The 24,419-nt window shown below is 38.6% G+C and carries 23 protein-coding genes; 16 read left to right on the forward strand and 7 right to left on the reverse strand.

All coding sequences use genetic code 11. The features are described 5' to 3' along the window. Window positions 1–7 precede the first annotated feature (7 nt). Together EHR07_RS08675 and EHR07_RS08680 are read left to right on the forward strand one after the other, a co-directional pair. A complete protein-coding gene (locus EHR07_RS08675; RefSeq protein ID WP_135744726.1) occupies window positions 8–1,273 on the forward strand; it encodes an acetyl-CoA acetyltransferase in 1,266 nt (421 codons plus the stop codon). A gap of 4 nt (window positions 1,274–1,277) precedes the next feature. Beyond that, complete coding sequence (locus EHR07_RS08680; RefSeq protein ID WP_135744727.1) at window positions 1,278–1,715, forward strand: hypothetical protein; 438 nt, start codon at window positions 1,278–1,280, stop codon at window positions 1,713–1,715. Window positions 1,716–1,739: 24 nt separating this feature from the next. On the opposite strand, the gene EHR07_RS08685 is transcribed toward EHR07_RS08680, so the two are convergent. Continuing rightward, the gene (locus EHR07_RS08685) at window positions 1,740–2,171 is read right to left on the reverse strand and encodes an OsmC family protein (protein WP_135744728.1); all 432 of its coding nucleotides are present in this window, start codon (window positions 2,169–2,171) and stop codon (window positions 1,740–1,742) included. 33 nt (window positions 2,172–2,204) lie between these two features. Beyond that, a complete protein-coding gene (locus tag EHR07_RS08690; RefSeq protein ID WP_135744729.1) occupies window positions 2,205–3,896 on the reverse strand; it encodes a methyl-accepting chemotaxis protein in 1,692 nt (563 codons plus the stop codon). Between the two features lie 447 nt (window positions 3,897–4,343). Here EHR07_RS08690 and EHR07_RS08695 point away from each other — a divergent pair, with 447 nt between their 5' ends. The 4 genes from EHR07_RS08695 (at window position 4,344) to EHR07_RS08710 (ending at window position 9,511) form a co-directional block, all read left to right on the forward strand. Continuing rightward, on the forward strand, window positions 4,344–6,146 hold the full coding sequence (locus tag EHR07_RS08695) for a SpoIIE family protein phosphatase (RefSeq protein ID WP_135746232.1): 1,803 nt from the start codon (window positions 4,344–4,346) through the stop codon (window positions 6,144–6,146). A gap of 77 nt (window positions 6,147–6,223) precedes the next feature. Continuing rightward, window positions 6,224–7,609, forward strand: a complete 1,386-nt coding sequence (locus EHR07_RS08700; protein WP_135744730.1) for an MFS transporter — start codon at window positions 6,224–6,226, stop codon at window positions 7,607–7,609. A gap of 14 nt (window positions 7,610–7,623) precedes the next feature. Further along, the gene (locus tag EHR07_RS08705; RefSeq protein ID WP_135744731.1) at window positions 7,624–9,192 is read left to right on the forward strand and encodes an adenylate/guanylate cyclase domain-containing protein; all 1,569 of its coding nucleotides are present in this window, start codon (window positions 7,624–7,626) and stop codon (window positions 9,190–9,192) included. Between the two features lies 1 nt (window position 9,193). Then, entirely contained in the window at window positions 9,194–9,511 is a 318-nt protein-coding gene (locus tag EHR07_RS08710) for a hypothetical protein (protein ID WP_135744732.1), read from the forward strand. A 24-nt stretch (window positions 9,512–9,535) separates the two neighbouring features. On the opposite strand, the gene EHR07_RS08715 is transcribed toward EHR07_RS08710, so the two are convergent. Next, window positions 9,536–10,021, reverse strand: a complete 486-nt coding sequence (locus EHR07_RS08715) for a DUF4468 domain-containing protein (RefSeq protein WP_135744733.1) — start codon at window positions 10,019–10,021, stop codon at window positions 9,536–9,538. Between the two features lie 261 nt (window positions 10,022–10,282). Between EHR07_RS08715 and EHR07_RS08720 the strand changes: the two genes are divergently transcribed. After that, entirely contained in the window at window positions 10,283–10,576 is a 294-nt protein-coding gene (locus tag EHR07_RS08720) for a hypothetical protein (RefSeq protein ID WP_135744734.1), read from the forward strand. Window position 10,577: 1 nt separating this feature from the next. After that, window positions 10,578–11,300, forward strand: coding sequence for a lysophospholipid acyltransferase family protein (locus tag EHR07_RS08725; protein ID WP_135744735.1), 723 nt, complete (start codon window positions 10,578–10,580; stop codon window positions 11,298–11,300). A 134-nt stretch (window positions 11,301–11,434) separates the two neighbouring features. Here EHR07_RS08725 and dapF read toward each other — a convergent pair whose 3' ends face one another. Continuing rightward, window positions 11,435–12,277, reverse strand: a complete 843-nt coding sequence (gene dapF, locus EHR07_RS08730) for a diaminopimelate epimerase (protein WP_135744736.1) — start codon at window positions 12,275–12,277, stop codon at window positions 11,435–11,437. A gap of 112 nt (window positions 12,278–12,389) precedes the next feature. On the opposite strand from dapF, the gene EHR07_RS08735 reads away from it, so the two are divergent. Beyond that, window positions 12,390–13,241: a class I SAM-dependent methyltransferase gene (locus EHR07_RS08735; protein ID WP_135744737.1), complete on the forward strand. Its 852-nt coding sequence runs from the start codon at window positions 12,390–12,392 to the stop codon at window positions 13,239–13,241. Here EHR07_RS08735 and EHR07_RS08740 read toward each other — a convergent pair. Next, window positions 13,215–14,036 (reverse strand): HAD family hydrolase, encoded by an 822-nt coding sequence (locus EHR07_RS08740; protein ID WP_135746233.1) that lies wholly within the window; start codon window positions 14,034–14,036, stop codon window positions 13,215–13,217. The two genes, EHR07_RS08735 and EHR07_RS08740, sit on opposite strands and share 27 nt — an antisense overlap. Window positions 14,037–14,111: 75 nt before the next feature. On the opposite strand from EHR07_RS08740, the gene EHR07_RS08745 reads away from it, so the two are divergent. Further along, on the forward strand, window positions 14,112–14,327 hold the full coding sequence (locus EHR07_RS08745) for a hypothetical protein (RefSeq protein ID WP_135744738.1): 216 nt from the start codon (window positions 14,112–14,114) through the stop codon (window positions 14,325–14,327). Here EHR07_RS08745 and EHR07_RS08750 read toward each other — a convergent pair. Together EHR07_RS08750 and fliD are read right to left on the reverse strand one after the other, a co-directional pair. Continuing rightward, a complete protein-coding gene (locus tag EHR07_RS08750; protein WP_135744739.1) occupies window positions 14,324–15,286 on the reverse strand; it encodes a hypothetical protein in 963 nt (320 codons plus the stop codon). The two genes, EHR07_RS08745 and EHR07_RS08750, sit on opposite strands and share 4 nt — an antisense overlap. After that, window positions 15,283–17,205: a flagellar filament capping protein FliD gene (gene fliD / locus EHR07_RS08755; RefSeq protein ID WP_135744740.1), complete on the reverse strand. Its 1,923-nt coding sequence runs from the start codon at window positions 17,203–17,205 to the stop codon at window positions 15,283–15,285. Before fliD ends, EHR07_RS08750 begins: the two co-directional genes overlap by 4 nt. 25 nt (window positions 17,206–17,230) lie before the next feature. Between fliD and ppk1 the strand changes: the two genes are divergently transcribed. The 6 genes from ppk1 (at window position 17,231) to EHR07_RS08785 (ending at window position 24,418) form a co-directional block, all read left to right on the forward strand. Continuing rightward, window positions 17,231–19,375, forward strand: a complete 2,145-nt coding sequence (gene ppk1 / locus EHR07_RS08760; protein WP_135744741.1) for a polyphosphate kinase 1 — start codon at window positions 17,231–17,233, stop codon at window positions 19,373–19,375. A gap of 10 nt (window positions 19,376–19,385) precedes the next feature. Next, window positions 19,386–20,798, forward strand: a complete 1,413-nt coding sequence (locus EHR07_RS08765; RefSeq protein WP_135744742.1) for an FAD-binding oxidoreductase — start codon at window positions 19,386–19,388, stop codon at window positions 20,796–20,798. A 120-nt stretch (window positions 20,799–20,918) separates the two neighbouring features. Beyond that, window positions 20,919–21,248, forward strand: a complete 330-nt coding sequence (locus EHR07_RS08770) for a hypothetical protein (RefSeq protein ID WP_135744743.1) — start codon at window positions 20,919–20,921, stop codon at window positions 21,246–21,248. Window positions 21,249–21,512: 264 nt separating this feature from the next. Next, complete coding sequence (locus EHR07_RS08775) at window positions 21,513–21,890, forward strand: hypothetical protein (protein WP_135744744.1); 378 nt, start codon at window positions 21,513–21,515, stop codon at window positions 21,888–21,890. Between the two features lie 100 nt (window positions 21,891–21,990). Then, window positions 21,991–23,409, forward strand: a complete 1,419-nt coding sequence (locus EHR07_RS08780) for a TolC family protein (RefSeq protein ID WP_135744745.1) — start codon at window positions 21,991–21,993, stop codon at window positions 23,407–23,409. Between the two features lies 1 nt (window position 23,410). After that, window positions 23,411–24,418: an efflux RND transporter periplasmic adaptor subunit gene (locus EHR07_RS08785; RefSeq protein ID WP_135744746.1), complete on the forward strand. Its 1,008-nt coding sequence runs from the start codon at window positions 23,411–23,413 to the stop codon at window positions 24,416–24,418. The last annotated feature ends 1 nt before the right edge of the window (window position 24,419 follow it).

A 24,419-nucleotide genomic window follows, 5' to 3' on the forward strand; every position in this document is an offset into this window, starting at 1 on the left:
GTATCATATGAGTGAAAAAGTATTTGTACTAGGCGGAGAACAAACCGACTTCCAAAGAAACTGGACCAAAGAAGGAAAAACCTTCATGTCCATGATGCGTGAAGTATTAGATGATGCTCTTGAAAAAGTTGGCATTAGTTATGATGAAATCAAACGATTGAACAAAGAAAACCGTGTGGCTGTTTTTGTTGGAAACTTTGATGCAGAACAGTATGCAAACCAAGGACATTTGGGTGCTTTCCTTACAGAAGTAAACCCTGCTCTTTATGGTGTTCCTGGTGCTCGTTACGAAGCAGCTTGTGCTTCTGGTTCTGTGGCTCTTGATGCAGCGATCACACATATCCGTGCTGAAGACTACGATCTAGCAATTGTTCTTGGTGTGGAAGTGATGAAAACTGTTTCTTCTTCTGTGGGTGGTGACTTCCTTGGAACAGCTGCTTACTATGAAAAAGAAGCGAAGGGAGTTCAATTTCCTTTCCCAAAACTTTTCGGAAAACTAGCAGATGTTATCCTCGAACGTTATGAACTCAAAGAAGAACGTTTTATGGATGCTCTTGCTGAAATTTCTCGTATCAACTACGCAAACGCAAAACGGAACCCAAAAGCACAAACTCGCACTTGGTTCATGAACAAGGAACATGCGATGGCTCGTGGTGGTGATAATAATATGGCTGTGGGTGGAAGACTTTGTATCACTGACTGTTCTCAAGTAACAGACGGTGCTGCTGTAACCATCCTTGCTTCCAAAGATTACACGAAAGAATACGCTAAAAAAACTGGCCGCAAAGTAGATGACATCCCTCGTGTGAAGGGTTGGGGTCACCGTGTAGCACCGATTACATTTGAAGCAAAAAAACAAGAATCCGTTGGGGACAAATACATCCTTCCATGGACTCGCCAAACTGTAAAAGATGCTTACAAACGTGCTGACCTTGATGTGAAACACATAGATGTGTTTGAAACACATGACTGTTTTACTTCTTCTGAGTATGCTGCGATTTCTGCTTTTGGAATCTCAGAGCCAGGAAAAGAACACATTGCGATCGAAGAAGGAACGATTGACTTTGGTGGTAAAAAACCAATCAATCCATCCGGTGGTCTCATCGGTGTGGGTCATCCTGTGGGTGCGTCCGGTGTTCGTATGATGCTCGACCTCTACAAACAAGTCACAAACACAGCTGGTGATTACCAAGTAAAAGGTGCTAAAAATGGCCTTATGCTTAACATCGGTGGATCGGCTACGACGAACTTCGTGTTCATCTTAGGGAAGTAAACTTGTGAATTCGCTGAATACAGAAAAATGGAATCGGATTTTGGTCCGGTTCCTCCTTGCCTTTTCGTTTTGGGAAGCAGTGTCGATCCCCGTTCGGATGGTGTTTTTTTCAAAGTTTTACTTTGATCCAACTTTCAAAACAATGTTTGTTCCTATAACGGATGTTTTTTGGATTGGACCTGTATTCAGCGATTTGTTATTCACACTTTCCTTTGGATTCCTTTATTCTTTAATGAAAGAATCTCTGCCACAAGGACTTGTGGGTGGATTTTTAGTAGGAATCTTAGTATCCATCATTGGATTTGTATCGCCAATGCTTTGGACATTGTCCCTCACAAACTTTGCGCCAACTGTTCTTGTTTGGGTTTGGGTGGCTTACTACTCAATCTTTACTATATCTACTGCTGTCATTTATTCAGTGGGTTGGAACGCAGAAGACTAAAACCCAAAGGAAACTTTGGGTTTTTTATTTTCTAAGAATTTCTCCCGCCAAATCAGTGCCAGGTGCCACGGTATTAAAGACGGTTCCATATTTTTTGATATTTTCGTGTAACAGGTGCAGGCGGTCCTCTGATTCATCTGTATCCACAATGACTTGATAACGAATGGATTCCATTTTGGGTGGAACATCTTGCCTGATTCCATCTACAATCACTTGAATCCCTTTCATTTGAAAATGAAGGATGGGAGCCACTCTTTCTACTCCTTTAATGATGCAAGCCGAAAGTGCAGATAGTAATAATTCAGCAGGATTAAACGCATTTGAGTTTCCTGCCATATCTGTATCTAATGCGATTTCTGCCGATTTACACCGAGATAAACTCGAATGGGAATCCACTCTGACCGTTTCCACATGGAAGTTCATTTTTGGTTTTGTATTTGGGTCTGGATTTGTCATTGCCTTACCTGATCATGTTTATACTACGAGTCATTAAAAATGAAATCGGAATGCAACGGAATCCAATCTGTCTGCCACTAAACCTAAGTTGGCTATAGACTCTTCAATAGCGGCAATGGTATGTTTTTGTTCGTTAGCAGCTGCGGACAACTCTTCTACAATGGCAGATGTATTGATCAGTTGAGTTTGAATTTTTTCCATATTCCCTAAAACATTTCCTGACATCGATTCAGTGCCTTCTGTTGATCCATTGATCTTTTCTGCACTGAGCTTTGTTTCTTCAGCATTCTTTAAAATTTTGTCCATTTCCATTTGAACCGTTTCAAACTCTAAAGATCCCATCTCTACTTCACCAAGTCCTTCTTGGATATCGGAGACCGTTTGTAAAATTTTTGCAGTTAATTCATTGACGAAGGTTGATATTTCTTTGGCTGATTGATTGGATTGTTCCGCCAATTTTCCCACTTCCCCTGCGACAACGGCAAATCCTCTTCCTGCGTCCCCAGCTCTTGCAGATTCAATGGAAGCATTTAAAGAAAGTAAGTTTGTTTTTTCGGAAATGGCTGTGATCGTCTCTGTAATCTTTCGAATTGCCTTTGTTTTTTCACCAAGTTCTTTGATGACTTCTGATGTTTTGAAAATTTGTTTCCTTGCTTTTTGGAATTGGGTCATTGCTTTATCAGAACGATCTTTTCCCACTAAGGAAAAACGATATGATTCATTGGATTCCGACTGAACCACATTTGACTCATTTCGTATATTGCAAATTAGGCGATTTAAGGAATCCAATTCTTGGAAGATACTATCGGAACTTTCACGAGTCACAATACTTGAATCAGCCAAGGAAAACATAGCCTTTGACAACTCTTGAAAGGCAACATGAATATGTTCCACAGCATAGGTAAGTGCTTTTATTTGCGTTTTTACAATTTCCGCATTTCCAATTAATTGAGAAATCATACCTCTAAACTCAAACTGAGTTTTTTTGATCATCGGAAATAGGGGTGCATAATCTCCCTTAATTTCAAAAACTACATCAAATTTCAACTTTCCGTTGTATAAATTCTCGAGATATTCTTTCACTTTTGAGAAAGATATTTTATTATTACGGATGGATAAAAAACCAAAACTGGTAACCAAAAAAAAGAAAACAAATCCAAATATAGATACTGCTGGGTTAGAAAGAAATTCAAAGCCAACATACGTTTTCAATAAAAACAGAACCAATAAAAGTCCACTAACAATAGTTTGCATGAAAAACATGGAAGCCAAAGTTAAACTAAAATTTTTGCGACTGCTTGTTTCAAGTTTTCCATTTTCAAGATTTAACTTTGCATAAAGCAATTCTGCCTTACGAATTTGTTCTTTGGTTGCCTTGGTTCGGACAGACATATAACCTATATGTTGCCCATCTTGGTAGATCGGGGAAACGTTTGCATCAACCCAATAATAATCTCCGTTTTTACAGCGGTTCTTGATAATCCCTATCCAAGAATGTTGGGTTTTGATGGTATCCCATAAATCTTGAAAGGCCGCCTTAGGCATATCCGGGTGACGAATCAGGTTATGAGGTTGCCCCATTACCTCTTTTTCGGTATATCCACTAATGCGTAAAAAATCCTCATTCACATAGGTGATGATTCCTTTTAAATCTGTTTTAGAAGTAATCTTAGTTCCTTCTTGAAACTCTACTTCATTCTTTGTAACGGGAAAATTTTGACGCATTTACTAGTAAATACCAACTTCTTATAGTTCAATTGAAAGTATTTAGGTAACCCTATAAGAATCAAGCAAATTAGCTCCAATCGATTTATAAGAGAATGGTCATGAAAGCAGAACATAATTATTGTAATCAATTCAATACCGAAAACAACTTCATCTTACGTTCAGAAAGAATTCCCAAATTTAAATTCACAAAAGGTGGAAATTAATTTTTAACTAAAATACTTCTAAACTCTTGGATATATTCCTAAAAGCAAAGGAAGACACTCAAAGTTTATGGAGAAACCCATCCCTTCGGCTTGACTTTTAGGGAATGATCCTCTATTTTACGGAAGACGAATGTATAAAAAAAATAGAATCATGTTGTAGAATTAAAATTTTCTAATTTTACAAACTAGCAAAGGGCAATAGGATTATTTTTTGTCGGTATCGAACGAATCAGGTGGCAACGTGAAACGAGAAACTTTATTTTGGGATCTTACCCTAAAACTAGAAGCGTTTACTCATACGGTCCCTGTGCCATTTGCGGTGTATTATGCCATCATCACACAAAAAATGGAGCCAGAACACTGGAAAATCTTCATCGCACTTTGTGTAGTTTTTGCCACAGGAATTGGTCTCCTTGGTACTTTTGTTCGCCACCTCCTCCTCAAATATGTATTCGCAAGAATAGAAAAGATTCCTATCCAAACTGCAGGAATTTCTTCGTTAACCAAAGAAGAAATGGAATATGCGAAATCCGTAAAAATCTTATTATTTCGATATCCTTTACTCGAAGCAATCATCATCGTAATACGTTGGTTATCTGGTGTTATACCCATTAGTTTTTTATTTTTCTATTTAGTGGCATATATGCCCTCTGTACTTCGCTCAGCTATTTTTACCTTTGTAATGATTGCACCCATATCTTTTGTAACTTATTATTTTATCTCAGAAAGCTCAATTCGCGTTCTCTTTGACCTTCCACAAATCAAAAATATTGAGCTTCAAGAAAAAGACATTCCAAAGTTTAATTATTTCACAAGAATCCTTGTTGCATTTTTTAGTTTGGCAACTCTTCCCTTTGTCATTTTTTCTTATATTCTTTACTCACTAACAATGGGAGAGATTGCAGTCCAAGATCCTATGATTCCCATTGTTACTGTTTCCTTTATATTTGTGATTCCGTTGCTTGTTTGTTCTTACGTGGTAGCGAAATCTGTCAACGAAGGACTAAATGAAACGAGTGGATCATTAGGTGAACTTGCGAAAGGAAATTTTGATGTGGTTGTCACCCCTAAATCTAGTGACGATTTCGCCAAACAAGCATTTTATCTAAATTCGGTCATCAGCAAACTAAAAGATATGTATGCAGAGATTATCAATTTGAATGAAGGTTTGGAAGAAAAAGTAACACTAAGAACGAATGAACTCAAACAATCCTTACAAGATATCAGCAATTTAAAAATCCAACAAGATGGAGATTATTTTCTTACCTATCAACTATTAAACCCTCTTGCCATCAAAGATGTAGACAGTAACCGCCTCGAAGTGGATCATTTAGTCCGGCAGAAAAAAGTATTCGAATACAAAAACCAAAGGTATGATATAGGAGGAGATATTAATATTTCTCATTCCATTACCTTACAAAATCGTAAATTTTTGTTATTTACCAATGCAGATGCCATGGGCAAGTCCATGCAAGGTGCAGGTGGAGCCTTGGTATTTGGTGCTGTTTTTCAATCCATCGTCCAAAGAACTAAAACAGATCCTGGTTACCAAGCATTTGGCCCGGAAGATTGGCTCAAATACAATCTCCAAGAAATGCACATGATCTTTGAAGCCTTTGATGGAACCATGCTCGTTTCACTGACAATGGGCTTATTGGAAGAGGAAACGGGAAAACTATATTTTTTAAATGCAGAACATCCCTCTATCGTTTTATACAGAAATGGCAAAGCAGAGTATTTACAAGCCGATGTATCATACAGAAAACTCGGAACATTAGGTGCAATGCCCATTCATAATACAAAAGAAGTGCAACTGCAATCAGGAGACGTACTGATCGTCGGCTCTGACGGAAAAGACGATATTTTGTGTATAGATTCATCTGGAAAATGGGAAGTCAATTCTGACGAACAGGTTTACCTAAGAATTGTTGAGGCGACTCAAGGGAATCTACAAGCAATTATAAAACAGATCGAATCCTTAGGTCAAATAATTGACGATATTTCCTTAATCCGAATCACCCTCCTTCCCAAAACCTCTCCCTAACCAAATCCGATTTCACAAAAGAAAAGAATTTCTGACTCCAGGCTCCGAATTCCCATAGTCCAATACATGATTCTAAAATGAACCAAACAAAATTAAAACTCCCCGTAAAAATGGGATATGGTCTCGCGGAAACTGGTATAACAGCCGTTCAACTATTTACGCAAATTTATCTCTTAAAATATTATACAGAAATTGTAGGTTTAAACTCCAGTTTAGCCGGAATTGCCCTTTCCATTTCCGTACTTTGGGATGCGGTGAGTGACCCATTAATGGGGAGGATTTCTGACCACACTCATTCCAAATGGGGGCGTAGAAGACCTTATATTCTTTTAGGTGGAATTTTACTTTCTTTAGCAGTGCTTCTGCTCTTTTCACCACCCCACCTAACTACACAAATTGGAAAGTTTTCCTACCTTTTATCTGTTTACCTTTTTGTAAACACTGCCATGACCATTATTTCAGTTCCCCATATTGCCTTAGGAGGGGAACTTAGTTTTGAAAGAAATGAAAGAACATCTGTTTTTGGCTGGAGGTTATTTTTTAGTAATATAGGAATGCTTGTTGGGATGATTGTTCCTGCTGCCATTTTACAATCTTTAGGTGATGAATCCTCCAAAGAAAATATTATCCTTTCCCGTACGACGGCAGGAGAAATTGTATCTCTGGTCATTTTGGTTTCTTCCATCATTACTTTTCTTGTTACAAAAGGAAAAGACAGAACAAAGGAAAAACCGGAACGAACGATTCCATTTTTTAAGGCATTTCTTTCTGTTTTAAAAAACAAAATGTTTTTAATTTTGCTTTTTGCCTTTATCATTGCAACGATAGGAAGGACATTCAACTCAGCCATCGCACTCTATTATTATGAATATAGATTAGGGCTCAAAGAATCTCTTGTGGTCATCAATATCCTTTTGCCATTTTTTTTAGTCCTTCTCCTCTCCATTGGGTTTTGGGTTTGGATCGCAAAAAAAATCGGCAAAAAAATTCCAGCCTTCCTTGGTGTTTTTGGACTTGGTGTACTTACCGTCATCGTATATCCATTGTTTCCTTATGGAGAACTACGACCTCCATTGATTGCTGCTTTTGTTGGCGGAATTTGTGCAGGATCCATTCTTATTATGGATTCTATCCTAACTGATGTTGTGGATTATGATGAATTCAAAACCGGAGAAAAAAGGGAAGGTTTGTATTTTGGGATTTGGAAGATGGGGGTGAAATTTTCACAAGCCTTTGGCATTGCCATCACTGGATTTTTACTCGATATCATTGGCTTTCAAAATGGCGTTAGCACCCAATCGCAAGAAGTGGGATTTCGCCTTGCGATGATTTTTGGACCTGGGGTTGGGTTCTTTTTTATTTTAGGTTCCCTACTTTTTTTATTTTTTCCACTCAGTGATGATAAACACATCCAAGTACAAAGAATCTTATTGAAACGTAATCAAAAAAGGACCAAGGTATAAACAAAGATATCTATATGAAACCTGGACGCACCTTACAATTTATTGCCTTTTTGTTAATTTACTTTATCGTCCCCTTTTGTGCCTGTTTGTTTACTTTGTTATTTGCCAATTATACAGCTTCCGCTTTTTTACCTGACAAGTTCTTAGCATTGTTCGAAGCCACACAAATCAAAAACGATTTAACGTTATCCTTATTCACTTGGTCACCCTTTCCGATCATCACCCTTATTTTATTCTTTTATAGTTTGCCCATTGCCAAATTTCTTTTTTCAACAAAAGGATGTAACTTTATCTCAGAAGAAAGGGCTCGCCACCGCATTGTTCACTCACCATTAACAATTAGTATCTTAGGTTTTATTGGTTGGGAACTTTCTAACATTCTTAGTATTTGTAGGATCGACACACTCTTTCCTGATGCACCCCAACAAAGTATCATTACGGTTTCGATATTATTTGGATTTTGGGGCCTATTTGCTTTCGCTTTTTCTTATGCCACAACTACTTATTTAAACAAACTCCTCATCATTCCTTGTGTATTCCCAGAAGGAGGGCTTGGAAAATATGCTCATGGAAAACAATTTTCCATAGTAACCAAACAATTTATTTTTTGGGCAGCTTCTACACTATTTCCGATCGTTCTTCTTATCTTTGGATTATTGCTTAGAACCAACCAAAACATTCTCAATCTTCACGAACTTGTTCATAATGATGTTCTCTTTGAAGTCATTGCCATTATGCTTGTTTTTTCTTTTGCCTTTGCGATGTCTTTTGCATCCAGTTTGCAACATCCTCTCAACCAAATCGAAAAAGCAACAACACTTATCAAAGAACAAAAATTTGATACTCGAGTTAAAATCTTTAGTTCGGATGAATTGGGTCTTCTTGGTGATGCCGTCAACGAAATGGCAGAAGGTCTTGCCGAAAGAGAAAGGATCAAAGATACCTTTGGTCGAATAGTAGACCCTAGAGTCAGGGATTATTTACTTTCCAATGAACATAGTTTAGGTGGAAAAGTCGTAGAAGCCTCAATTCTTTTTTCTGACCTGAGAGACTTCACCAAACTTTCAGAAAAACGAAAACCGGAAGAAGTATTGTACATCCTCAATCGTTACTTTCAAGAAATGAGTAACGCCATCGAAATCCACGGTGGATTTATCAATAAGTTCATTGGCGATGCAATTCTTGCTGTTTTTGGAACCCCTATGCCAATGTCGGACCACGCCGAACGTGCGTTTGCAACTGCCCTCCAAATGCAAAAAAACTTAGACGCACTCAATTCACAGTTTTTAAAAGAAGGACTCGCAGAATTAAAGATGGGAATTGGAATCCATACGGGTAGTCTTCTTGTCGGAAATATTGGTTCTGCCAATCGAATGGAATTTACAGTCATCGGCGATACTGTCAATACTGCTTCTCGTGTAGAAGGTCTTTGTAAGGGTTTAAAGAAAAACCTCCTCCTCACAGAGAACACAACCTCTCTTTTACCGGATAGTATTCGCTCAAAACTCCAACCAGAAGGGGAATACGAGCTCAAAGGTAGGGAATCCAAAGAAAGGATTTATTCTTATTCTGACAAAGAATAAAATGATTGAACTCCCTTCTAAAAACTCTCAAAATGGAGAAGAAATGAAAGTGGTTCTGGGAATAATTTTGTTCAGTCTTTTATTTGTTTCGTGTAACGAAATTAAGTTGGTGAACAGGCAAGATATTTTAGATCTTCTCGAAGGGGACGGAACACAAAATGGATATTCATCCTCTGGATCGTCCAATGCTTCTACTAAATCATCCACTAACAATGGCAATGCGAATGGCTTAGACCATTACGGACTTACAGATTCACCCACAGGAACCAACTCTTATGGATCTACGGGTTCCACTGTAGGAAACCCGCTAGGTTATTAAACAATTGCTTGTTCTTTTTATTCTTTATTTAATAAATTCAAAAAAATCATCCATCAGTGGCCGAAAACAAGACCGGATTGTGATTTTGGCCACCTTTTCATTTTTAGGTCCATAATTTAAAACGATATCATTCGGATCTCGGATGAAGGAAAAGATTTTATTCACCTGAAAATCTGCGTGTCCATCTTGCACTTTGATTACATACTCAAATTCATGTTCATTAGCATCCACTTCCCCAATTCCATAGGGAACGTAACATTTAATGAGGCCTATCCCCCTTAGTTCACCTGTCTCTGGGTTTTCCGATTCAATTTTAGAAAGTTCCGGATCCAATTTGTATTCCAACCATTGTTTTGCCTTTAGGAAACTACGGGTTTTCTGGTAGGTTTTATGGTCTCTACCATCTTCAGTGGTTCGGTATTTGGAAGATACAATCCAAAGTTTCAAACACATAGAATTCTGGAAGACCAGGAAAAAGAAAACAAATAGGGCAAGTCGTTTTGACATCATTTCTATGCTTTCTTTTCGTCACCCGGTTCGCAAAACAAATCTTCACAAAGATGAAAAATTTTCTCCTTATTGGGAAGTACGGGGAAGGGAACTACATTGGGAGGCAAAAGGGATGTGTTCTGGTTTGTTTTTTTGATCTTATGTCTCTTGGACTCGATTCTATCTCTCACCTTATTATTTTCGGAACTGCCCTCCCCCATTCTAGAGTGCCCAAATAAAAATTGGATTGAATTTGTCAGGGCATCACTTTCAATCTTGAACATGCCCGATTTTGATCGTATTGATCTTATGAATTATGCCATGTACGGAAATGATTTTGATCCCCAATGGGATGAAATCCGTGCATTTTTAAAATCCAATACTGCCGCTCAAAAAGAGTTGGAAGAAATTAAAAGAACCGTTCCAAGCCCGCATCTGGGAAAAAAACGTAGAGAGAACTTACCTACCACAGACCCAAGAGAGTCCAATGGTGGTGATGGAGTGGGCCAAGAACCGAGAATCCCTGGCTCCAATGCCTCTACCAAATCTTGGTGGCAAAAGATTTTAGGAGAATGAAATGGAAAACACCGTAGACCAAGTCAAAAAGAATGTTGAGAACATAAAAAAGTTTGTAACTCCATTCTTCAATTTGGCAGTTAACACAACAGTCTACGGTTACCATAACATTGTACCCAATGGTAAACTCATCCTCACTTGCAATCATAGAAGTGATATGGATCCGTTTGTCATTGGTTCTGTGTTTCCCAGATTCATTTCTTGGATTGCAGCTGAGTATACCACTCGCATTCCTCTCTTCAAAGATCTCGTAGAAAAAACAGGAACCATTCCCATGGCCATCGATGGGAATATCTCTATGGCCAGTATCAAAAAGGTACAACAGGTCTTTAAAAATGGGGACGTGTTAGGAATCTTTCCTGAAGGCCATGACTATATGGTGCAAAATGATTTTTCTGCCCCCCTTGCCAATTTCCATTCGGGATTTGCTGCCTTTAGCCTTCGGAACAAAGTGGACATCCTTCCCACGGTCATCATTCCCGATGAAGAAACCGTTACCGATTATCCAATCCCTCCGCTAGTACGTGCCTTCATGGGAATGCCCAAAGAAGTTTGCGATATCAAACGCCGCGTGGTTTATAAAAAAATCAATGTTGTCTTTGGCGAAGTGATTAAATACGATAATTATGCTCACCTACCGCTTGACAAGGGTATGGTGGAAGTATCGAACGAAACCAAACGCAGAATGGGTGAATTACAAAAAGTAGATTATTTAAAAAAGTAAATTTAAATAATTATCGAACACTAACTCAAAACCCATTGAGTATTTACTTCGATACCACATAACTTTAGTTCAATTGTAAATGTCCAGTCGGCAGTAGAATCAGCACAATCGCCGATTCCCCACCAACTATCTTTTTAAACTTCTACTTCTCCAGAAAACACTTCCTTAGCAGGTCCTGTCATCATCACAGATCCATTTTCTTTCCATTCGATATTGAGAGTTCCACCACGAAGATCAATTTTTACAGATCGTCCTGTTTTACCATTTAAGATAGAAGCAACGGTCACAGCACAGGCTCCGGTCCCACAAGCTAAGGTTTCCCCTGCTCCTCTTTCCCAAGTCCTTTGGTAAAGATGGTCCTTTCCCCGAACCGATACAAATTCCACATTTACCCTTCTTGGAAAAAGTGGGTGGTTTTCAATGAGGGGTCCAATCTCCCGCACGGGGAAGGCATCGGCATCATCTACATAAATCACACAATGAGGGTTCCCCATACTAACAGCTGTAAAATGATATTGTTTACCTTGGACTTCCAATACTTGGTTGATGACTGGTTCGTCACCTGTCCAAAGAATCGGAACAAGGGATGGTTTGAGGATGGGTTCACCCATATCCACAGTCACCATTTCTACTTTGCCATTGTTTCCTGTTTTTAGGTCGAGGGTGAGGACTCCCTTTCCCGTTTCAATGGTTGGTTTTTGGTTTTTAGTCAGGCCGTGGTCAAAAACAAATTTTCCGACACAACGAACTCCATTCCCACACATCTCGGAAGAACTTCCATCCGAGTTGTACATATCCATTTGGAACTCGCCAGTTTTTGAGTTACGGATAAAAATCACCCCGTCTCCACCAATTCCAAAATTGCGGTCGGATAGCTTTTGGATTTGTTCGGGACTCAAACGAATATCGTTTTTCGTGGCATCGATATACACATAGTCATTTCCAATTCCTTCCATTTTGGTGAAGTTGATTTTCATTTGATCCTCTCTTATCTCACCCCATGTTTTTTTCACTATGAATGTTGGCAAGCCAGATCAAGGTTTTTTAGTTTGACCCTTGTTCTCAGTAGTTAGACTGACTCTATAGACCATGAAATCTTGTATCCTTTGCCAATCCTCCGAGTCCAAAACCGTATTCAATGAAAATGGAACCCCCATTTTAGAATGTAAAAACTGTGGTCATGTGTATTCCTCTTATGAACAAGAAGAACATTACGAAGGTTATTGGGACGGAGCGGAACAAACCTATGATTTAAAATGGTGGGATGATGCACACCGAGCTGTGTATTCCGATTTCATTTCGACTTACTTAAAACAGGAGAAAGGAAACCTACTCGATGTGGGTTGTGGGCTTGGATTTTTTGTTAAGGCAGTACTTACCAAAAAACCAGGTTGGTCTGCCGTTGGTTATGAAATTTCTAAACAAGCTGTCAAATTTGCCAACGAACAAAATGGAATGAAAACGGTTTATGCAGGTCTTGTACAGGACTCTAAACTACCAAAAGAAAGTTTTGATATCATCACTTTATGGGACGTGATCGAACACATTCCCAAACCACATTCTCTACTCACTTACCTACACGGACTACTGAAACCCGGTGGGATTCTTTTTTTACAAACGCCGAATTTTCCGATCCAACTAGCAAAAGCAAATCTAAAGGTAAAACTAAAAGGGATGCAAGAAGGTGTTCACTACTTAGAAGCCAAAGACCATGTGAACAATTATAAGATGCATACCTTGGCAGAACTAGGAAAACAATGCGGATTCAACGAACCAAAATATAAAGTGCTTATGCCCATCCTTTCTGTATCAGGAAGCAAAAGTAAACTTGCCGTTTATCTAAAGTTAGCTTATTATTATTTTACAAAACTAATTTTTGTTCTGAGTTTTAAAACCATCAACTGGAACAATACTTTATTTTTGACGCTTGTGAAGCCATAACTCTGCATAATCTAAAGCAAGAACTGTATTCGGTGCTGTCCAAATCGGTGCCGAAGATTCAAAAGGATACTCCACCACACCCGCACCCTCTCCCCACATTGTAGGAATGTGAATGCTTGCGATCCCATGTCGGTTGGCTCCCAGAACATCATCTTCCCAATTATCTCCAAGCAAAATACAATCCGCTGGATTTTCTTTGGTCGCTTCTAATACATAAGAGAAAAATTTTGTGGATGGTTTTTCAAATCCCACTTCTTCCGAAGTGATTAAAGTAAACCGAAAAGAATCCGGTAAAAAAGAAGATACTTTTAATAATTGAGTTCTTAAAGTTTCGTTGGTGGTTAAAAAAATTGGGAACCTTTCAGATAAGGCCACAAGTTTTGGAAATAGTTTGGTTTGATAGATTTCTTTTTTGGCTTCCGTTTTCAAATAAGACAAAAAATGAAAATGGTATCTTTCTTCCATCCACAAAACATCCACTATGTCTTTGGTTTGGAATCCACTTTGGGCCTTAAGATTGGTTACATCCGGTTCTAATTTTGAGTTGGATTTATTTTTAACAACATCCAACATCAATTTAAAACAAAGTAACCGCAAACGATTGGAACTATGACCCTCTAGTTGGTTTTTTACTTTTTTTCTAGCCGATTCGTATAAAGAAAGAAAATCGCCACCTAACCCGCGCTCCTTCCAATCCTTAACACATTCTCCAATGGCAAATTCGTATGCCGGTTTCGAAGGAAGAAGTGTATTGTCCAAGTCCAAAAACAAAGCCATATCCGAAAAGAAAACCACAGACAAACATTCTGTCAACGGTTTGGTTTTTAATAATTACTTGTATCCCACTCGAACTTCCGCTAGAATTTCGCCATGATTTCTTTATCTTCCATTCTGGCGGTTCTATTTCTGATCCTCGGACTTATTTTATCTCTTTATGGAGTTTGGACTTGGTCCGATCCAATATATGAAAAATCTCTGGGTTGGAATCTAAATTTGATTTGGGGAGGGGTTGTGTTTTCTGTGGGAGTTTTGTTTGGAATTGGGAACCGGATTTTTGCCCGATTCCCCAAAGAACCAAATCCTTAAGCTGCGACTCTTTCTAAAACAAGAGAAAGGAAAGGAATGAAGTCACTGAGTAATTCAGGAAGTTCGTATTCCAAAATATCTCCAGCATAAACGATATCATTTTTTTCCATAGCGGAAGCAATGTTCGAAAGAGTTTCATTCAAATTTGTGATCACTTCCGAAAGTTTTTTATCTTCAATGGCAAGGGATTGCCAATCAAGTTCCGCATGACGAGTTTGGATTGACACAAGTGCCGACATAAGACCCGTTAAACGACCCACAGCGTCATTCAAAATCTCAGAAGCCAAATGATCTTTCCCTGATTGGAAGTTTTCATTTACCAACATAAAGTCTTTGATGACTTTATCTTTGTCTTCGACAAAACGGGAAATAATTTCAATGAGTTCACTTTCATCCATACGCATCACTGCAAGACGAGTGCTAAGATCCATAAGGAAAAGTTTTACATCCCGAAGGTCTTCTAAAAAAGTTTCAATGGCTTTTGTAGAATCTAATACTTCAGATCCGTTTTGCAAAGATTCCAAAATCTCTTCTACGTTTTTGCCTTTCCCCATTGGTTGGATGAGGTTTAAGTTTAAGTTCAAAAGTTTCGTAGTGGTGCGAATCATGGAAATGATCCAAGGAATTCCTTCTTTTAAATCCTCTGTTTCTTTTTCCGTCAGAGAATCACGACCCACAAGAGTTGATCCTACTTTATCAACGTAGTTATCGACTTCCCAAAGGCTGTCTTCAATCACATCCAGTTCTTCACCTACAAATAAATCCAGACGTTCTGTTTCATCCACACCCACGGCATTTAGATCGGAACGATTTAATTCTTTCCCATTCACTGTGAAATGGCGAAGATACTTACCATTGGATTCAATCCATTTTTGAATTTCATCCAACACTTGGCCGAGGTTTGTTTCGCCATCTAATTTAGTATCTAATTGTTGTTCGTTGATATAAATATTCATCATTCCCCACCGTTCCCTCTAAACATATTATTCTGTAAATAATTCCCAACCGATTTGTTTTTCCCCACACCTTGTTCCATGTAGAGAAATCGTTGTTTCAGTTTGGCTTCAAAACTAATGAGATGAGACTCATGTTCTTTGATTTTTTTATTATTCCCTGCTACACTTTCTTCTAAAAGTTTCACTTTGCTTGTGACAATTCCAGAAGCATATTGGTTATAGGGTTTGAGAATTTCGAGCAGTCGAATTCCCACTCCTTCTTCCATCTTTGCATCGTTATTTGGATCGGAGGCAAATAAGTCCCGCACCCCATCTGGATTTTCAGAAAGAACAGCAATGAGTTTTTCCTGATCAATTTGCAAAAGTCCGTCTTGGATTTTTTCCCAGTTAGATCCAACGGCACCTGTGGATATTCCAATGTCAGTTAGAACTCTAAATCCATTCTCTTTGGTTGCCGGGTAATAGGAGTTAGCTGTTGTTTTTAAAGAGGCAATGAGTCTTAAGATGGCGTTTTCACCGGCAAGGATTCCTGATTTGGACTTGTTGTCCCAAAAGTCACGAGAGATATCTGCCGATTTTGAATCATCACTTTCTTTTTTATCAGAGATCTTTCCATTTTTTTCAACAGAAGTGACTTCCTTGGAAAACTTCATGAGTTCATTGTAAGCATCCACCCATTCTTTGATGAGGGCAGAACCTTTGGCATGATCCACATGGATTTTTAGAGTTACCGGTTTCTCTGTTACCTTGTGAACATTAAAAGAAATCCCTTCCAAAACATCTGCGATGGAATCGTTGGTTTCACGAGTGATTTCCACACCATCAATTTTGATTTTAAGATCTTTCCCTTCTTGTAATACTTTTAATGGTTCAGCCGTACCCGGTGCCGGAGGAGTGACAAGAGTTACTGATTTAATCAGAACCGGAGTGGTTGCCGCATTGGAAAGAATGATAGCGGTTAGATTTTTATCCGAAGCATAATCTCCGGCAGGAAAAATATATTTGGATTCGGTTTTGGTGATGGGAAGGAATTTATTACGAACACTTCCCTCCTTTTCAAATCCAATTCCCATCTCCATGACAGCAGGAGCTTCACCAACAACCTCTACTTCGACAAAAGCTCTTTCTTTGATTTCTGTCACAGCCAGAGGAATCGAAAAGGCAGTATCAGGTTTGATACTGATTCCTTCTTCGGTCTGAATCAGTTTCTCTGTTTCTACTTCCGATTTTTTAAATTTGGTTTGGTCCCAGGCTTTGGAATTGATTACATCTAAAGACAATAATTGATTTGTGTTTTCTAAACTCGCTTTGTTTTCACCAACAAGCCCCGCTAGTTTTAAAATTCCATTGGGATCGGAAAATTGGAGTTCATTTTTTTTTCCGGTTTTCACAGAGGTGACAGTGAGGATGGAGGAATCCTTATCAATTTTGATAATGGAAGTTTCTGCAAGTCCTCCGGCCATATTCTTAATTGCGCTTGTGAGTTCACTCAGTGACCCACCAGGAAAAGTAACAGTTTCTTTGGATTTTCCAGAGTAGATTGTAAAACTACCTTCTGGCAAACGAATGTCGGTATCAATGGCAACACCAGATAACTGATGTTTGCTTGCCATTTCGATAATTTCTAAGGCTCTATCGCCAGATTTTGCGGCACGAGATGCCTCACCAGTGATCACACCTTCTTCCGATGAAGAAACCGATTTAGTAGCAAAAGGAGCCGTAAAAGAGACAAGGGCTCGGGTTTTGGTTTGCAGGTTTGTGGAAAGATTTTTCACTTCCCCCCAGATTTGCATCTGTGCTTTGGCGTATTCGTTCTCAGTTTCCCATCGTTTGATGGGCCGGCGTTCGAGTTCGACCAGTTTTTTAACGATATCGTTTGTATTTTGCCCAGTCATCAGACCCGGCATGGTGTATGCTGGCATATCGTCCCCAATTCCTCTGAATCTAATGTCGTCGAATTCTACAAAAGGATTAGGAATTTACAGAATTTTTTCCTTCCCAAATCCTAGAATTATGACCGCTAGCCCTACAGAAAAAATAGAACTGGGGAACCCAAATATCTTCTTCGACCGCGAACTTTCTTGGGTCGACTTCAACCACCGTGTATTGGAAGAGTCCTTTGACAAAGAAAACCCTCTTCTCGAACGCCTTAAATTTCTATGTATCACAGAATCCAATTTGGATGAGTTTTTTATGGTTCGTGTTGCGGGTCTTCTCAACTTAAAAAATGCAGGAATCGAAGAACGAAGCCTCAACGGTAAAAGAACTTCTGAAACCGTCGCTGAACTTTATTCCAAAGTAGGACAATTTGTAAAAAAACAATACGAGTCCTTAGATGAAATCCTGATTGAACTAAAAACAAACAAAATCGTAGTTGTGCAGGACCCAAGTGAGCTTGCTGGGGATGACATTCAATTTGTAAAAAACTATTACAAACGAGAAGTGTCCTCCATCCTCACTCCACTTGCCATCGATCCTTCGCATCCTTTCCCTCATATCCTCAACAGGACATTGAATTTAGGAATCACTTTGTATTCAGATGATGATAAAAACAAAGCCAAAGAACTTTTTGCCATTGTTCAAGTACCAAGCGTACTTCCACGATTTTTACAATTACCTCCGAATAAAGAAACTGACGTAAGAAGATATTTTCCTCTAGAAGAGATCATAAAACTTCACTTAGGTGACCTTTTCTACGGAATGAATGTAAAACAAATTCATACCTTTAAAATTGTTCGTGATGCTGATATCTCCATTAACGAAGAACAAAACATTGGTGATCTTCTGACAACAATGAAAAACGAATTAAAAAACCGGATGTGGGGAGATGCCGTTCGTTTAGATGTTCATTCAGGAGCAGGCCATATCAAAGAATTGTTACGTGGGCTTTTGGAATTGGAAGAATACCAAGTGATGGAAATCCCCACCTTACTTAGCTTAAATGACATGATGTTTTTTCAAAGTTTAGAAAAAACTAGTCACTTAAAATATTCGTATCCCGTTCCCAAATCTGGATTTGCAGCAAAAAAAAGTGAATCCATCTTTTCTGAAATTCGTAAAAACGATCACCTGCTACATCACCCTTACGAGAGTTTTAAATCGATCGAAGACATGTTAAAAATTGCAAGCCAAGACCCGAAGGTCCTTGCCATCAAGATGACTTTATACAGAACTTCCGGAGATTCTCCCATCATCCAGTATTTGGGAGAGGCTGCTGAAAACGGGAAACAGGTAACCGTTCTTGTGGAACTCAAAGCTAGGTTTGATGAAGAAAGAAACATTCGTTGGGCCAAAAAATTAGAAGATAGTGGTGTTCATGTTGTTTATGGTGTGGTTGGACTTAAAATCCACTGTAAGATGTTACTGATTGTACGCAGAGAAGAGGACAAACTCAATCGATATGTGCATTTAGGTACAGGAAACTATAACTCTACCACTGCGAGATTTTATACAGACTTAAGTTTATTCACAGCAAATCCTGAAATCACAGAAGATGTAGCCATTCTTTTTAATACCATCACAAGTTCAGGCAAAATGCCTAGACTTTCTAAAATCTATGCAGCTCCCACCTTTCTCAAAGAGGAATTCCTTCACCTCATCCAAAGAGAAACGGACAATGCAAAAAACGGGAAACAAGCTCGTGTGATTTTCAAAATGAACTCTCTTGTGGATCCCGATGTAATTTTAAAACTCTATGAAGCCTCTCAAGCTGGAGTTAAAATTGATTTAATCATTCGCGGGATCTGCTGTTTAAGGCCCGGAATACCTGGTGTTTCCGACCGCATTAACGTTCGTTCGATTGTAGGAAGATATCTTGAACATTCGAGGATTTATAGTTTCGAAAACGGTGGGAAACCGGATGTTTATTTGGCATCTGCCGATTGTATGCCAAGAAACTTCCTTCGCCGAATCGAAGTTATGTTTCCTATTTTACAGGATAAACATAAAAAACGAATCGCAAAAATTCTAGAACTTCTACTTCGAGATAATACACAAGCTAGAGTTTTAGAATCCGACGGTACATACACACGTTTGGCACCTGGCGATGATGATCCAGCGGTTAACTCTCAAATTGATATGGTTGATATCTAAAGGATAAAAAATGGATTTTACGAAAACAAAAACTGATTTGAGCCAACTGATTGGCGATAAAAAAGTGATTCAAAAAAATGACGGAACAATGGACGAAGCTTTATTCAATTCCTATGGAACCGATAGAACCAAAGTTTATCCACCAAACTACCAAGTTCTCGTTTTTCCTGAAACTACTGAAGATGTCGCAGCCATAGTAACTTATGCATACAAAAACGCAATTGCCGTCGTTCCTTCTGGAGGACGAACCGGTTATGCTGGTGGTGCTGTTGCCAAAAATGGAGAAATTGTCATCTCTTTATCCAAAATGAACCAAATGGTTGATTTTGATCCTTTCCTTGGCACCTTACACGTACAAGCTGGTATGATCACAAAAAATCTACACAAAGAAGCGGAAGAACGTGGATTTTATTTTCCTGTCGATTTTGCAGCCACTGGATCCAGTCATATTGGAGGAAACATTGCTACCAATGCCGGAGGAGTGCGTGTCGTACACTACGGTTTGATTCGAGATTGGATTCTTGGACTAACAGTTGTCAATGGAAAAGGCGAAATCTACAGATTCAATGGAGAGATTTTAAAAAACAATACAGGATATGACCTCAAACACTTGTTTATTGGTTCGGAAGGGACACTTGGAATCATCACTGAGGCGGTAGTCAAACTCACCAAACCACCTAAAGACATTCGAGTGATTTTTCTTGCAGTTCCAGAATACAAAAACATTTTAGAAATCTTTCGGGAAACACATAACTTCGATTTACCACTTCTTGCTTTTGAGTTTTTAACTGATTATTGTTTGGACAAAGTAAAAGAACATTTAGGAGTTCCCGATCCATTCCAAACACCTAGCAAGTATTATGTACTTATGGAATTCGAAGTGGATGGAGAAACGGACGAAGAAAAACTTTATTCCATCTTAGAGTCCATCACTGAAAAAGAATTTATCACCGATGGTTCGATTGCGCAGAACTCACGCCAAAACGAAACATTTTGGAAATATAGGGAAGGGATTTCGGAATCTTTGTCCCTAGCTTATACGGTTCATAAAAATGATATCTCTCTACCGCTTCGTAATATGGAAGCCTTCCTAGACGAGATGTCCGCACTCCTTTCAAAAAAATACCAGGGATTTCATATTGCTTTATTTGGACATATTGGCGATGGGAATCTCCACCTAAATATTGTTAAACCGAAAGATCTTTCTGATGCTGAATTTTTTGCCCAATGCAAACAAGTAGATCCAGAAATGTTCACTCTCATCCAAAAATTCAAAGGTTCCATTTCTGCCGAACACGGAATTGGGTTACTAAAAAGGGATTATTTGAATTTTTCCAGGTCTGAGTCGGAAATTGAGACCATGAGGGCCATCAAATTGGCATTTGACCCCAAAGGAATCTTAAACCCGGGAAAAGTGCTGTAATTGCGAACAAAGGCAGATCTTCCAGAAAAATCTGGTCGATCTGCTTATTTTGTAGGCAGACTCCAAAAAAAAGCTAGATTTTAATCAGACTCGGTCTATACTGTAACTATGTTCAGGAACGTGATTAAAATATTTGGGATTTCCCTACTCACCGTCTCCCTGGGCAGCGCCTTTCTTTCGGAAGAAAATGTTCTTGTTCGCACTCGTGGAGCCAAATCCAGCCGAGTCAGTGGAAAATGCCAACTTTCAGGCTCTCTTTCCCTTGCGGTTCAAAAATCCTCTTCCGAAGAAACTTCAGGTACAAAAGATTTAGAAGATGTACTCACATGGAGTGGGAAAGCACAGTCTTCATTGACTGTCTCTCTACTAACACATAACAAAAACCTCCATTCTTCTTTTATTTCAGGGTTACTTGCCCCTCGTTACCTGAATCTGCCTCCACCCGTTTAACTCCTCTCTACCGCTTAAACCTGTGTCCCGTAAGGGACACAGGATGTTTTTATTTTTTCAAAGTTACCGATGATTAGTTTCTCATTTGCCAAAGATTCTTACGACTGTTCCGGGGAATTCCTGACTCTGGACAGTCTTTTTTTTGAAAACTACTACGTCCTATCTCCTATATTCTAACCAATCTGTTCAATGTTTAGGATTTATCTGAAACTTTAGAAATATTTTAGAATTGAGTACGAAAGGCAAAATGAATTTGTGGATAATATGACGGCAAACTGGTCGGCAAAACTGATAGCTTTACTTTTAACGGTGACCGTAGGTTTCCCGTTAGACGGTACATCAGACACAGTTTCCGAATATCTAGAAGCCAATCTCCATCAGATAAAGAAGTCTTACTCCGCTTCTCTTGAAACACCAGAAGATACTGCAATTGATAATCAAAAGATTTCCTCTATTGATGATTCTGCCACGCTTAGTCGTTCCAGAGCGGACTTTTTAGATTTTTTTAACGAAAGCAAATCCGATTTATTTTCTGAATCGCTTTTGGTTAGTTTTGTTGATTTGATTTCAGACGGAACTTATGTTCCCAGTTTACTTTCTTCACTTCTCTTAAATATTCCTCCCCCTACTTCTTTCGTTTAATCCACTTCAGCTTTTGCTGAGGAAAGGTATGTCCCTCGTTCGTAAGGATAGAGCCATACCCATGTTTTCATTTTCTTAATTTTTTAATGTTTGGTAATTTATGAGTTTTTCTAAAAGAATCGGTATCTACCTCTTTCTTGTGTTTTCTACCTCCTACTTATGGGGGGAGGCTAGAGTCGCACAGGCAAGTGAAGCGCTTAAAAGGCAACTTTCGGATGAAAATCCAAGGTCTTCCTTAGGATCTAGCCTCTATCCTGATGACCAAAAAACGATTCGGGATATTGATTTAGAGTCTGCAGAATCAATGCTTTGGAAAAACAATCTTTTGCTCATTGCTTCTCGCTTTCAAATTGATGTAAAAAAAGCAGGGATTTTACAAGCAGGACTTTATGCGAATCCGAACATTGCCATTGACCAAAGTATTTTTGCAGAACCAACGCAAAGGTATTTTGATACAACAAGATCCGGACAGTCTGTAGTTCAAATCCAACAAGTGTTTTTACTTGGTGGTAAAATTGACAAACGTGTAAAGGTAGCAGAACTCAATGCAAAGATATCCGAACAGGATTTTTATGATTTAGCACGTGCGGTCATTACGAAACTAAGAAGAACGTTTTATACAATATACTTTTACAAAAAGGCTGTTGTGTTCTACGACCAAAGTATTGCTTCCATAGAAAAAACTGTAGATTCTTCAGAGCTTGCTTACAAAAGAAGAGCACTCCTCCAAGCAGAACATTTACGTTTGAAAGCACTTTTGTTTTTCTTAAAAAAAGAAAGAGAAGATCTGGCGATCAAAGTTTATGAAAAGGAAGCGGAATTAAAAGTTCTTTTGAATGATGATTTGTATCGCGATGTAAGAGTAGAATTTAATCCGAACGTCAATGAATCACATTTAGATGCTATTGTTCCCAACCAAGCACGATTAGAAGATTTAGTTGAAATCGCTCGCGAAAACCGACCCGATTTAAAAAAGGCATTACAAACATTAAGATTTGAAGAAGCCAATTTGGAACTTCAATATGCCAATGCCATTCCAGATTTATCATTTGGTCCTGTTTACAACCGCGGTGGTACTGCTTTCCAAAACTATTGGGGAGTCACCGCACAGCTTAGTGTTCCACTCTTTGACAGAAACCAAGGAAATATCCAAGCAGCCGAAAAAGCAATTCTTGTCCGCAAACAAGAGTTAAAGAACAACATCCTGGAAGTTGAAAACGAAGTTGCTGTGGCTTACCAATCTGCGCGGATCAAAGATGCACTTTATAAACGTTTTAGTAACGCATATATCAAAGATTACGGAAGTTTATCTTTAGATATGATTATGAGTTATGAAAAGAAATACATAACCATTTTAGAATTCGCCGATTTCTTTGAAACCTATCGTTCTAGCATTGTAGAGATGTTAAAACTCCAAACTGATCGAATGGAAGCTATTGAAAATGTAAACTATGCTGTGGGTAAAGGAATCTTTATCCCTAAAACTGAAAACCAAACCAATCCTAAATCTGAGGAATAAAATGTTAATTACTATAAAATCTTTGAACCAAAAGGCTAAAATCCTCCTAATTTCAGGGGTGGCTCTTGTAGTCATAGCTGTCCTTTTTATGATTTTTTCCAAACCAACAAAACCTGCTCATAAACATCCAGAGAAAGCGGAAGTTTTTGATGATGGCCGTCGAATTGTTTTTAAACCAGGAAGCCCTGGTCTCGATATTGTAAAATCAACTGTCATAGGTGGTGGAGGTGAATTTGTTAGTTTAGAAGCTCCCGCAAGGCTTATTGCATCCACTTCTCCATCCGTGAGTAATGGAGCCCGTATCATACTTTTTGAATCAGCCGAACTGAATGATCTTTATGTAGGTTACGTTCATGCAAAAAACAAACTACATAGATCCAACAAGAACTTAAGCCGGATTAAAGATATGTTTGTGCATCGTGTTGCAACAGAAAAAGATTTGGTCGAATCTGAAACCGATGCTGGTAACGATGCAGCAGAACTTGCTGAATTTGAAGGAAAACTGCGTGCACAAGGTTTAAACCCAAGTGAGTTAGGAACCGCAGGAAGTTTAAAAGCATGGATCATTACCGATGTTCCCGAATCTCAAATTTCCACATTACGCAAAGGAAAAAAAGTAAAGGTTGTGTTTGCTTCTTTTCCCGATGAAGAGTTTATCGGAACAGCTGAAGCCATTGGTGATAACGTAGATCCTCTTACAAGAACTGCAAAAATGAGGATCATCGTAGTAAATGATAAATACAGATTGAAACCAGGTATGTTTGGAGTTGTAAAATTTCCAGAACAAACCGGTGGGGATAGTGTAGTATTACCTTATACAGCGATTGTTACGGTAGAAGGAAAAAACTATGTTTTTGTTGAGGAACAACCACTAACATTCAAAAGACGAGAAGTGGTATTGGGAATTTCAACAAAAGAACGAGTTAATATTATCGAAGGTCTTTCACCCGGTGAAAAAGTAGCCATACAAGGATCCATTCTTTTGAAAGGATTAAGTTTTGGATTTTAAT

Source organism: Leptospira bandrabouensis (assembly GCF_004770905.1).
Taxonomy (GTDB): Bacteria; Spirochaetota; Leptospiria; order Leptospirales; family Leptospiraceae; genus Leptospira_A; species Leptospira_A bandrabouensis.

Excerpts from the sequence above, each read along its gene's own strand:
- EHR07_RS08675 (WP_135744726.1), top strand. The coding sequence starts at position 8 with ATGAGTGAAAAAGTATTTGTACTAGGCGGAGAACAAACCGACTTCCAA.
- EHR07_RS08685 (WP_135744728.1), bottom strand. The coding sequence starts at position 2,171 with ATGACAAATCCAGACCCAAATACAAAACCAAAAATGAACTTCCATGTG.
- EHR07_RS08690 (WP_135744729.1), bottom strand. The coding sequence starts at position 3,896 with ATGCGTCAAAATTTTCCCGTTACAAAGAATGAAGTAGAGTTTCAAGAA.
- EHR07_RS08700 (WP_135744730.1), top strand. The coding sequence starts at position 6,224 with ATGAACCAAACAAAATTAAAACTCCCCGTAAAAATGGGATATGGTCTC.
- EHR07_RS08705 (WP_135744731.1), top strand. The coding sequence starts at position 7,624 with ATGAAACCTGGACGCACCTTACAATTTATTGCCTTTTTGTTAATTTAC.
- EHR07_RS08710 (WP_135744732.1), top strand. The coding sequence starts at position 9,194 with ATGATTGAACTCCCTTCTAAAAACTCTCAAAATGGAGAAGAAATGAAA.
- EHR07_RS08715 (WP_135744733.1), bottom strand. The coding sequence starts at position 10,021 with ATGATGTCAAAACGACTTGCCCTATTTGTTTTCTTTTTCCTGGTCTTC.
- EHR07_RS08720 (WP_135744734.1), top strand. The coding sequence starts at position 10,283 with ATGCCCGATTTTGATCGTATTGATCTTATGAATTATGCCATGTACGGA.
- EHR07_RS08725 (WP_135744735.1), top strand. The coding sequence starts at position 10,578 with ATGGAAAACACCGTAGACCAAGTCAAAAAGAATGTTGAGAACATAAAA.
- dapF (WP_135744736.1), bottom strand. The coding sequence starts at position 12,277 with ATGAAAATCAACTTCACCAAAATGGAAGGAATTGGAAATGACTATGTG.
- EHR07_RS08735 (WP_135744737.1), top strand. The coding sequence starts at position 12,390 with ATGAAATCTTGTATCCTTTGCCAATCCTCCGAGTCCAAAACCGTATTC.
- EHR07_RS08745 (WP_135744738.1), top strand. The coding sequence starts at position 14,112 with ATGATTTCTTTATCTTCCATTCTGGCGGTTCTATTTCTGATCCTCGGA.
- EHR07_RS08750 (WP_135744739.1), bottom strand. The coding sequence starts at position 15,286 with ATGATGAATATTTATATCAACGAACAACAATTAGATACTAAATTAGAT.
- fliD (WP_135744740.1), bottom strand. The coding sequence starts at position 17,205 with ATGCCAGCATACACCATGCCGGGTCTGATGACTGGGCAAAATACAAAC.
- ppk1 (WP_135744741.1), top strand. The coding sequence starts at position 17,231 with ATGTCGTCGAATTCTACAAAAGGATTAGGAATTTACAGAATTTTTTCC.
- EHR07_RS08765 (WP_135744742.1), top strand. The coding sequence starts at position 19,386 with ATGGATTTTACGAAAACAAAAACTGATTTGAGCCAACTGATTGGCGAT.
- EHR07_RS08775 (WP_135744744.1), top strand. The coding sequence starts at position 21,513 with ATGACGGCAAACTGGTCGGCAAAACTGATAGCTTTACTTTTAACGGTG.
- EHR07_RS08780 (WP_135744745.1), top strand. The coding sequence starts at position 21,991 with ATGAGTTTTTCTAAAAGAATCGGTATCTACCTCTTTCTTGTGTTTTCT.
- EHR07_RS08785 (WP_135744746.1), top strand. The coding sequence starts at position 23,411 with ATGTTAATTACTATAAAATCTTTGAACCAAAAGGCTAAAATCCTCCTA.